We start from the raw sequence: 9,738 nt of genomic DNA, 5'->3' as shown, positions 1-9,738 counted from the left end.
TTGAGGACGGTGCAAGCGACGGTCGTCCGGTAGACGACCTCGGGGACGCGCGCATTCGTAGGGGCACACCGCTGGGGTGCCCGCGGTCGACCTCGAGGTCGGTGCGACCTGGACCGCCCTATGGCGAGTCGCGTGCAACGGCGTCATCTCGCCGTCCTCGAGGGCGAAACGGCCTCGAACGTCGGACTGGGCACGCCACCGGCGTGCCCCTACGTGAGGGCCGCGATCGCCAGCGCAACCTCGAGGACGACACAAGAAAACGCCCGCCCCGACCTCGAGGTCGGAGCGGGCGCTCTCGCTTAGAGACGGGGTAGCGCTTTACCTTGATCAAGACCAGGCTCTCGCACCTCCCCTATCAGTGTTGCATTGCGGGACTGAGTAGTCATGAGCACAATATTTCAGAAAAACCGTACAAAGCTCTAGCCATGGACGACTATCAGAATCCGATCCCTGGTAAGACTTACGTCAGTCCACCTATAACTGATTTTTCAGGAAGTGGCCGGCGTCTAAGGATAGCCAATCGCATGATTGACCAAGAACAATCTTTCGCTCTGGGGACTGAGCGCAACGAGGTAGTTCTGAGACGAACACACGGAGGCGACGTACAACTTCAGTTGAAATTCTGGGACATTGACAGATCGATCAAATTGATCACTCTGCAAACCTATAACTCAGCTACTGACAAACCGCACAACGCAAGCATCTCCCTAACAGGAAATGAAATAGATCAGTTCATTCTTATGCTTCGACATGTTCAGCACACGGCGCTGTCCAGCAATGGCCGAACTGTGATTTCAGACAGTCCAACACCGTTGGACGAGCTAACATCTTCAGATCTCAAGGAGGTTGTGGCGTCCCGAAGCGCTGAAATAGCGGACATACTGCTCGACACTGTGACGGAGTCAGACTTGGTGGCTATCGGTTATCGTAGGAGCCAACTGGCCCACTTCGAGCGCCTTCTCTACGAAACTGGATTCGCAGCTTCTGAGGCTACTCGGCTTAAGAAGCGAGGTCTGGAAGCTGTATGGCAGAATTTCTTTGAACAAAACCACTGGATTTTTGGATACGCATTGACTCTCATTTGGCATGATTCGCTCGGGGAAAGAAAGCTTGAGCAGGTCGTTTCAGGTTCTTCGCTGGTCAAGCATGGCAAGCGATCAGACGCGGTACTAGCCAGCCGTGCAGCCATTTCCAATGTGTGCTTAGTAGAAATCAAAAAGCCGGATACCGATCTGCTTGACTATCGCGAGCACTATCGCCCTGGATGCTGGCGCGTTTCACAAGAGATGGCAGGTGCAGTATCTCAGGCTCAGATCACACTTGACTACGCTGTCCGTGAACTCCAATCGTCGTTCAAACTCACTGACGATCGAGGCTTCCCGCAAGGGAACGATATATTCGCGTACCAGCCAAGATGCTATCTCATAGTAGGCAGAACCGATCAGTTCTCTGGGGAGCATGGAGTCAATCGTGACCAGCTTCGCTCGTTTGAACTATTTCGCAGCAGCGTAAAGCGTCCAGAAATAGTTACCTACGACGAACTGTACGAACGTACTAAAATGATCATCGAGGCCGACTAGTCACGTTGGCTTTGTCGGGGCAACTGCGCGACTCAACCTACCGGACACGAAAAACGCCCGCCCCGACCTCGAGGTCGGAGCGGGCGCGTCCTGGTCTAGCGAGACGGGCTAGTCGCGGCGTCGGCCACGACCGCGTCCGCGGCCACCACCGCCGCCACCGCGGCTCTGGCGCTCCTCGCGACGCTTCTCCATCTCCGCCTTCTCCTCCTCCGTCGGCTCGGCGAGGAATGGCTTGCGGCTCACGCGGAGCTTGCCGCCGTCACGGATCTCGATGAGTTGGACCTCGAGCTTGTCTCCGATCTGGCACTCGTCGGCCGGGTCGTTGACGTAGCCATGGGCCATCTCCGAGACGTGCAACATCGCCTCCTTGCCCGGCATGATCTCCAGGATCGCGCCGAACGGCAGGAGGTTCTTGACGGTGCCGGTGTACTTCTCACCGACCTCCGGCTGGGTCACGATGCCACGGATGATGTCGACCGCTGCGTAGGCGGCGTCCATGTCCGGTGCGGCGACGGTGACGTAGCCCTTGCCGTCCTTCTCGTCGATGTTGATCTGGGCGCCCGTGTCGGCCTGGATGCCCTTGATGATCTTGCCGCCCGGCCCAATGATGGCGCCGATAAAGTCCTGGTCGATGACGACCTGGATTAGGCGCGGGGCGTTCGGCGAGATGTCCTCGCGGGGCTCGGACAGCGTCTTCGCCATCTCGCCCAGGATGTGGATTCGGCCGGTCTTCGCCTGCTCGAGCGCGTCGCGCATCGTCGACATGGCGAGCCCGTCGATCTTGATGTCCATCTGGCACGCCGTGATGCCGTCCTCGGTCCCACAGAGCTTGAAGTCCATGTCACCGAGGTGGTCCTCGGTGCCCAGGATGTCGCTCAGGATCTGAACCTTGTCGCCGTCGGCGATCAGGCCCATCGCGATGCCCGCGACGGGCTTGGCGATCGGGATGCCGGCGGCCATCATGGCCATCGAACCGCCACAGACGGACGCCATCGAGGACGAGCCGTTCGACTCCAACACTTCCGAGATGATGCGGACGGTGTAGGGGAACTCCTCCTCCGAGGGCATCACCTTCGACAGCGCGCGCTCGGCCAACATTCCGTGACCGATCTCGCGACGGCTCGGGCCGCGCAGGAACTTGGTCTCGCCGACGGAGAACGGCGGGAAGCTGTAGTGGAGGTAGAACCGCTTGTCGGTCTGGTCGAACAGCTGGTCGACGGCCTGGACGTCCCGGCCGGTGCCCAACGTGACCATGACCAACGTCTGCGTCTCGCCACGGGTGAACACGGCGGAGCCGTGGACCTGGGGGAGGTAGTCGACCTCGGTCCAGATGTCGCGGATCTCGTCGGTCTTGCGACCGTCGAGGCGACGGCCTTCTTCGAGGATCATCTCGCGCATGACGCGGGACTCGGCGGCCTTGAAGGCCTCCTTGACGTCGCCGACGGAGAATCCGCCGTCGATCTCGTCGGTCTTGTCGTCGCCCTCGCCGAAGAGCTTCGTGATGAGGTCGTCGCGGATCTCGCGGACGCCACCGTAGAAGGTCTCCTTGGAGTAGTCCTTGCGCAGGTGCGCGTCGACGTCGTCCTTGATGTGGCCGTAGACGGTCTCGACCAATGCCTCGTCGGCGGCAACGGTGTTGTACTCGAGGTCGGCCGGGGCGCCGTTCTGCTTGTCGCGCTTGGCGACGAACTCGTTGATGCCGGCGACGATCGTCTTGATCGCCTCGAAGCCGAACTCGAGGGCGGCGACCATGTCGTCCTCCGAGATCTCGCTCATCTCGCCCTCGACCATCGAGATCGCGTCGGCCTTGCCGGCGACGATCAGGTCGATGTCGGACGCCGCGCGCTCCTCACCCGTCGGGTAGAGGACGAACTCACCGTCGACGCGGCCAACGCGCACGTGCGCCGTAGGACCAGCGAACGGCGATCCGCTAAGGCTGAGCGCAGCCGAGGAACCGACGCCCGCGACGACGTCGGCGTCGATCTCGATGTCGGCGGCCAGGACGTAGTTGAGGACCTGGACTTCGTTGCGGAAGCCGTCCGGGAAGAGCGGGCGCAACGTGCGGTCGATCAGACGCGCGGTCAGCGTCTCCTTGTCGCTCGGCCGAGCCTCGCGCTTAAAGAAGCCGCCCGGGAACGCGCCCTTGGCCGAGAACCGCTCGCGGTAGTCGACGGTGAGCGGGAAAAAGTGCTGGCCGTCGCGAGCGGACGTGGCCGTGACGGCGGTCGAGAGCACGACGGTGTCGCCGAGCGTCGTGACGACGGCGCCGTCGGCCTGCTTGGCGAGTTTGCCAGTTTCGATCGTGAGCGTTTTACCGCCGACCTCGATCGTTTGTGTGATAGCCTGTGGGGCTGCCATGTGGGGTGTTTGGTGTGGGCCAGTCTTGTTCAGGCCCGGTGATGTGGACGGTCCGCCGGAGAGTCCGGGAATCCGTTCTCGCGAGCGCCGACCTCGAGGTCGCGGGTGCGACGTGGGGGGCGCTGAGGAGAACCGATCGCCGGGTGGCGAGAGGTCCGATACTCTGTCGGGCGCGGAAGTGCGAACCGACCGAGACGAAAAACGGCGGCGCCCTCGAGGACGCCGCCGCAGGTGTTACCGACGGAGGCCGAGCTCCGCGATGATCGAGCGGTACCGCTCGATGTTGTTCTTGCGGAGGTACGCCAGGAGCCGGCGGCGCTTGCCGACGAGCTTGAGCAGACCGAGGCGGGACGCGTGGTCCTTGCGGTGCTCCCGGAGGTGCTCCGTCAGGTCGTTGATGCGCGCGGTGAAGATGGCGATCTGGACTTCGGGCTTGCCCGTGTCCTGACCGCTGGCACCGTGCTTTTCGACGATGTCTTGCTTGTTGTCTTTGGAGATCATTCGATCCTCTGCCGATCTGCGATACGGGAGAAGACCGCCGCCCCGGTCGATCGGGTGTGGGGCGAACAGTCGTGTAGAAATGCGCCGGGGCGCAGTCCCAAAACTAGCCAGAACCGCCCCGGATCGGCCTCTGCGGTCTCTTCACGCCCTCGAGGACGTCGCGCGCCCTCGAGGGAGCTCCGACTCGCGAGGAGCGACGGGCGAGATCACGCTGACGGCGCCATTAGCCGGCGGAGGAACGGCACCGCGGCTTCAGCGGCCTCCTCACCACGCTCGACCGCGTACGGGATCTTGTGGGTCGAGAACAGCCCGACGGGCTCGTCAAACTCGGGCAGGATTGGGACGATCTCAGCGTGGTGGGCCAGGTTGTGAAACGCGTAGTTAGCCCGGTACAGGTTGTTGGTGTACACGCCCATGACGTGGAACGCCAGCTTGAGGCCGGACGAGATCTCTTTGGGATTCTGAGCCTCGAACCCCATCGTCAGGATCAGGTCCGCCCCCTCTTGGATAGCCACGTCGACCGGCATGGGAGACGACACGCACCCGTCGCACAAGAGCCGCCCCTCGACCGGCCACGGCCGCCACACGAACGGGACGGCGACGCTCGCGCGGATGGCGTCGCGGAGCAGGCCGTCCTCGAGGACGACGCGCTGCCCGCTCGAAAAGTCGGTCGCGGCGATCTTGAGCGGCAGCTTGGCGTCCTCGATCCGGGTCTCGCCGAACGCGCGTTCCAAGGCCTTGCCAAGCGGTCGGTCGTCGACCATCCCGAACGACCCCTCGAACTTCGAGAGCTTGGGGAACGCCATCCCGAACAGCGCGCGCGTATCGCGCTTGGCCATGACCTCCTTGGTCCACAGCTCGCGCGTCAGGTTCTCGGTCTCGTCCAGGGACAGCCCCAGGGCGTGGGTCGCCGCGTAGAGCGACCCGCCCGAGCAGCCGACGAGCAAATCCAGCCTGATCCCCTCACGCTCGAGGACGCGCCGCAGGCCGATGGCCGCCGCGCATTTGACCCCTCCCGACCCGATCACGAGCGCGATCTTGCGCCGTTTGCGCGGCGGACCCTTGTACGGCGAGAGGTAGGTCGTGTTCGGGTTCTGGAGCGCGTCAGGCATCGTACGAGGCGAGGGCCGAATCGACGTCGTCGTAGAGGCGGAAGATGGTGGTGAACCCGCTCATCTCGAGGACCTTCTCGAGCGACGGCGGCACGCGAGCCAGCCGGAGGTCGCCCCCGCTGCGGCGCGCCGCCTTGACGGCCCCGAGCAAGGCCCGGAGCCCGACGCTCGAGGTGTGCTGGACGCCGCTCATGTCGCCGACGATCCGGACGTGCCCGTTCGCGATGGCCGTCCGCAGCTTTAGCAGGAGCTCGTCCGAGGACACGGAGTCGATGGTCCCATCGATCTGGGCGATCACGATGCCCCGTTGAATCGTGGCGGTGATGGAGAGGTCACGAACGGTTTGTGCGGGCATCGGCGTGGCGTGGTACACCTAACCTAACCGAATCGGAGCCTTGATTCGGTCACGCCCTTCCAAAGCCGACGGTCGCTCGACCGATCGAGATCTCGGCCGCTACGTCGAGGCCGCGTCCTCGATCGCGCTTCGGGCCGCGGCCGCGTCGTCGTCGAGCTGCGCGACCAGCGCGTCCACGCCGTCGAACCGCTGCTCGTCGCGGAGCCGCGCGATCACGTCGACCTCCAAGGTGCGGCCGTACAAGTCGGCCTCGAGGTCGAAGAGGTGGACCTCGACGGTCGTCGCGCCGTCGGTCTCGAAGGTCGGTCGGTGCCCGACGTTCATCATGCCGCCAGCCTCGAGGTCGGCCGAGCGGACACGGACCGCGTACACGCCCCGTTTGGGGACCAGCTTTCGCGCGTCTCCGGGCCGGACGTTGGCGGTCGGGTAGCCGATGGTCCGGCCGCGCTGGTCGCCCCGGACCACGGTCCCGGTGATCCGGTACGGTCGCCCGAGCAGGTGGGCGGCACGCGTCGCGTCCCCGTCCTCGAGGAGCAGCCGCCGGACCTCGGTCGAGGACACCGTCACGTCGTCCTCGATCTGCTCCGGAATCACGTCGACGGAGAACCCGAGCACGGGGCCGAGCGCCTCGAGCATGGCGCGGTCGCCCCTCGCCTTGCGGCCGAACCGGTGGTCGTACCCGATCACGATCTCGCGCATCCCGACGGTCTCGACCAGCACGTCGCGGACGTAGTCCTCCGGCTCCAAGAGCGACAGATCGCGAGAAAACGGGACCACAACGAACCGCTGGACGCCCAGCGCCTCTAGGGCGTCGGCGCGCTCGCCGAGGGTCGTCAGGAGTGGGATGGGTTGCCCGAGCAGGACCTCGCGCGGGTGCGGGTCGAACGTGACGACCGTCGGGACACCGCCGTCGCCCGCGCGCTCGACGAGGTAGTGGATGATCGCCTGGTGGCCGAGGTGGACGCCGTCGAACGTCCCGGTCGTGATCACCGACCGCGGGTCGCACTCGATCTCTCGTCCGACTTCCCGCGTCATGCGTCTCGCGGGCGCGCTGCGGTCACGAGCGCCTCCAAGTCGAACGCCTCACCGACCTCGAACGGCCCGATGGCCTCGCGCCGCAACACCGTCAGATGTCCGCCGACCTCGAGGGCGGCGCCCAGGTCATGCGCGAGCGACCGGATGTAGGTCCCCTTCGAGCACTCGATGCGCACGTCGAGGTCGGCGCCGCGGCGCTCGGCGATGTCGAACGAGTAGACCGACGTGGGACGCGGTTCGATCTCGAGCGTCTCGCCGCGCCGCGCTTTCTTGTACAGCCGCTCCCCCCCTTTCTTGATGGCCGAGTAGATCGGCGGGCGCTGCATGATCTCGCCGGTCAGATCACGAACGGCGTCCTCGAGGTCGGAATCGGTGACGTCGGTCGCGTCGGTCTCGACCTCGATGGGCGTCTCGGCGTCGTAGCTAGCCGTCGTCTGGCCGAGCCGGATCGTGCCGGTGTACACCTTTGGCAAGCCCATGAAACGGTCCTGCTGCCGCGTCGCCTCGCGCCCGAGCAGCAGGATGAGCAGGCCGGTCGCCATCGGGTCGAGCGTCCCCGCATGCCCCACCTTTTTGATGTCGAGCGCCCACCGGACCTTTTTGACGACCCCGAACGAGGTCATCCCCTTCGGTTTGTCGACCAGCAACGCGCACGGCGCGACGGGCTCTTCGAGCGGTCCGGCGGTAACGATCCGAAGCTCGCCTGGCACGCCTAGTAGTCTCCGCGGGACGAGGTCTCGTCACCGGCCGACTCGTCCTCGAGGTCGGGACCGCGGTCCGCGGCGATCTTGGCGAACAGGTCGTCCATCCGCTCGCGGCGCTGCGGGCCTTCATCCAGGAAGAACTTGATCTCGGGCACGCGCTTCATCTGGTGCCGGATCCGCTGGGCGAGGGCGCGGCGGATCTCGGTCGACTGCCGCTCGAGGCGCAGGAACGCCGTCTTGCGTTGGGCATCGTCACCGCCCAACACGGACACGTCGATGTAGGCGATCCCAAGATCGTCCGTCATCCTGACGCCTGTGACAGTGACCAGCGAGTGCGATGCCTCACCGAATCCCTGCTGCAGGAGGTCCGCGATCTCGCGCTGGATCACGCTGCCGACTCGGTCTGTGCGAATGCTCATGGGGTTTAGGGATTGGGGATAGGGTGTTGGGGTGGCCGGAGCGAACCCCAACCTCTAACCCCCTAGCACCCAGACCCTATACAGACGCCAGCGTCCGCTTCTCCTCGGTGACGACGTAGGTCTCGAACTGGTCGCCGACCTTGATGTCGTTGTAGTTCTTGACCGTGACGCCGCACTCGTAGCCTGCGGCCACGTCGGCCACGTCGTCCTTGAAGCGGCGCAACGTGTCGATCTCGCCGGTAAAGATGACGACGCCATCGCGGACGATGCGGACCCGGTCGTTGCGGGACACCTTGCCCTCGACCACGTACGAGCCGGCGATCGTTCCGACGCGCGGGGCGCGGAAGGTCTCACGGACCTCGATGGTCGACGTGACGGTCTCCTTCTCCTCGGGATCGAGCAAGCCCTCGAGGGCGCTCGTGACGTCCGAGATGGCCTCGTAGATGACCGAGTACAGGTTGATGTCGACGCCTTCGCGCTCGGCCACCTTGCGGACGCCCGCGACCGGACGGACCTGGAAGCCGATGATGATGGCGTCCGACGCCGTCGCCAGCATGACGTCCGACTCGGTAATCGCGCCGACACCCGAGTGCACGATCGCGACAGCCACCTCGTCGTTCGAGAGCTTGAGGAGCGAGTCGCTGAGCGCCTCGACAGAGCCGCCCACGTCGCCCTTGACGACGATGTTGAGGTTCGTGATGCCCTCGAGCTTGATCCGGCGCGACAAGTCGGCCAGGGTCACGTGGCGCCGCTGGTGCAGCGTCTGCTCACGGATCAGCTGCTGACGCTTGGACGCGATCTCGCGGGCCAGCTTCTCGTCCTCGAGGACGACCAGGCGGTCGCCGACGTCGGGCGCATCGGTGAGGCCCAAGACCTGGACTGGCGTGGACGGCCCGGCGATCTTGACGCGCTCATCCCTCTCGTTGAACATGGCCCGGACACGACCCGAGGTCAGACCGACCACGTAGGTGTCGCCCTCCTCGAGCGTGCCGTTCTCGACCAGGACGGTCGCGACGACGCCGCGGCCCTTGTCGAGGCGACTCTCCACCACCGTGCCGACGCCGTAGCGGTCGGGGTTGGCCTTGAGCTCCAACAGGTCGGCCTCGAGCTGGATCTTCTCCAACAGCGCGTCGACGTTCGTCCCGTTGAGGGCCGAGATCTGCTCGGACTGGACCGTTCCGCCGTACTGCTCGACCTGGACGCCCTGCTCGGCAAGCTGGGACATGATCAGGTCGGGGTTGGCTGTGTCGCGGTCGATCTTATTGATCGCGACTACCATCGGCACCTCGGCGGCGCGGGCGTGGTTGATGGCCTCGATGGTTTGGGGCATCACGCGGTCGTCCGCGGCGACGACGATCACGACCAGGTCGGTGACCTGGGCGCCACGGGCACGCATGGCGGTGAACGCCTCGTGACCCGGCGTGTCGAGGAACGTGAGCTTGCGGCCCGCCTCGGTCTCGATCTGGTAGGCGCCGATGTGCTGGGTGATGCCGCCGGCCTCGCCGGCGATCACGTTGGCGTTTCGGATGTAGTCGAGCAGCGACGTCTTGCCGTGGTCGACGTGGCCCATGATCGTGATGATCGGCGGGCGGTCGATGAGATCGTCCTCGGCGTCCTCGGTCTCGAGGTCGAACTCTTCCTCGATGTCCTCCATGAATTCGACCTCGAAGTCGA

The 9,738-nt window shown here is 64.8% G+C and carries 10 protein-coding genes; 2 read left to right on the top strand and 8 right to left on the bottom strand.

What is annotated here, in order from left to right:
• Nucleotides 1–120: 120 nt before the first annotated feature.
• Both WBA11_RS00130 and WBA11_RS00125 read left to right on the top strand, forming a co-directional pair.
• A complete protein-coding gene (locus WBA11_RS00130) occupies nt 121–303 on the top strand; it encodes a hypothetical protein (protein WP_424518705.1) in 183 nt (60 codons plus the stop codon).
• A 122-nt stretch (nt 304–425) separates the two neighbouring features.
• Nucleotides 426–1,580: a Shedu immune nuclease family protein gene (locus WBA11_RS00125; protein ID WP_424518704.1), complete on the top strand. Its 1,155-nt coding sequence runs from the start codon at nt 426–428 to the stop codon at nt 1,578–1,580.
• Nucleotides 1,581–1,688: 108 nt separating this feature from the next.
• On the opposite strand, the gene pnp is transcribed toward WBA11_RS00125, so the two are convergent.
• The 8 genes from pnp to infB all read right to left on the bottom strand — a co-directional run.
• A complete protein-coding gene (gene pnp / locus WBA11_RS00120) occupies nt 1,689–3,938 on the bottom strand; it encodes a polyribonucleotide nucleotidyltransferase (RefSeq protein ID WP_424518703.1) in 2,250 nt (749 codons plus the stop codon).
• 234 nt (nt 3,939–4,172) lie between these two features.
• Nucleotides 4,173–4,439, bottom strand: coding sequence for a 30S ribosomal protein S15 (rpsO, locus tag WBA11_RS00115; protein ID WP_424518702.1), 267 nt, complete (start codon nt 4,437–4,439; stop codon nt 4,173–4,175).
• 206 nt (nt 4,440–4,645) lie between these two features.
• Complete coding sequence (locus WBA11_RS00110) at nt 4,646–5,551, bottom strand: patatin-like phospholipase family protein (protein WP_424518701.1); 906 nt, start codon at nt 5,549–5,551, stop codon at nt 4,646–4,648.
• The gene (locus WBA11_RS00105; protein ID WP_424518700.1) at nt 5,544–5,906 is read right to left on the bottom strand and encodes an STAS domain-containing protein; all 363 of its coding nucleotides are present in this window, start codon (nt 5,904–5,906) and stop codon (nt 5,544–5,546) included. The genes WBA11_RS00110 and WBA11_RS00105 overlap by 8 nt, the downstream gene beginning before the upstream one ends.
• A 99-nt stretch (nt 5,907–6,005) precedes the next feature.
• Nucleotides 6,006–6,941 carry a bifunctional riboflavin kinase/FAD synthetase gene (locus tag WBA11_RS00100; RefSeq protein WP_424518699.1) on the bottom strand — a complete coding sequence of 312 codons (936 nt, stop codon included), beginning with the start codon at nt 6,939–6,941 and terminating at the stop codon, nt 6,006–6,008.
• The gene (gene truB / locus WBA11_RS00095; protein WP_424518698.1) at nt 6,938–7,651 is read right to left on the bottom strand and encodes a tRNA pseudouridine(55) synthase TruB; all 714 of its coding nucleotides are present in this window, start codon (nt 7,649–7,651) and stop codon (nt 6,938–6,940) included. Before truB ends, WBA11_RS00100 begins: the two co-directional genes overlap by 4 nt.
• A 2-nt stretch (nt 7,652–7,653) precedes the next feature.
• Nucleotides 7,654–8,064 (bottom strand): 30S ribosome-binding factor RbfA, encoded by a 411-nt coding sequence (gene rbfA, locus WBA11_RS00090; RefSeq protein WP_424518697.1) that lies wholly within the window; start codon nt 8,062–8,064, stop codon nt 7,654–7,656.
• A gap of 76 nt (nt 8,065–8,140) precedes the next feature.
• The coding region (gene infB / locus WBA11_RS00085) for a translation initiation factor IF-2 (protein ID WP_424518696.1) at nt 8,141–9,738 on the bottom strand (1,598 nt) is incomplete at its 5' end.

Origin of the sequence: Rubrivirga sp. (assembly GCF_049648075.1) — a bacterium.
Taxonomy (GTDB): domain Bacteria; phylum Bacteroidota; class Rhodothermia; order Rhodothermales; family Rubricoccaceae; genus Rubrivirga.
Note: the sequence above shows the minus strand (reverse complement) of the source record. Positions and strands in the feature narration are given on the sequence as shown.

Bases quoted from the DNA above. Each gene is read 5' to 3' on its own strand.
- WBA11_RS00130 (WP_424518705.1), top strand. From the start codon at position 121: ATGGCGAGTCGCGTGCAACGGCGTCATCTCGCCGTCCTCGAGGGCGAA.
- WBA11_RS00125 (WP_424518704.1), top strand. From the start codon at position 426: ATGGACGACTATCAGAATCCGATCCCTGGTAAGACTTACGTCAGTCCA.
- pnp (WP_424518703.1), bottom strand. From the start codon at position 3,938: ATGGCAGCCCCACAGGCTATCACACAAACGATCGAGGTCGGCGGTAAA.
- rpsO (WP_424518702.1), bottom strand. From the start codon at position 4,439: ATGATCTCCAAAGACAACAAGCAAGACATCGTCGAAAAGCACGGTGCC.
- WBA11_RS00110 (WP_424518701.1), bottom strand. From the start codon at position 5,551: ATGCCTGACGCGCTCCAGAACCCGAACACGACCTACCTCTCGCCGTAC.
- WBA11_RS00105 (WP_424518700.1), bottom strand. From the start codon at position 5,906: ATGCCCGCACAAACCGTTCGTGACCTCTCCATCACCGCCACGATTCAA.
- WBA11_RS00100 (WP_424518699.1), bottom strand. From the start codon at position 6,941: ATGACGCGGGAAGTCGGACGAGAGATCGAGTGCGACCCGCGGTCGGTG.
- rbfA (WP_424518697.1), bottom strand. From the start codon at position 8,064: ATGAGCATTCGCACAGACCGAGTCGGCAGCGTGATCCAGCGCGAGATC.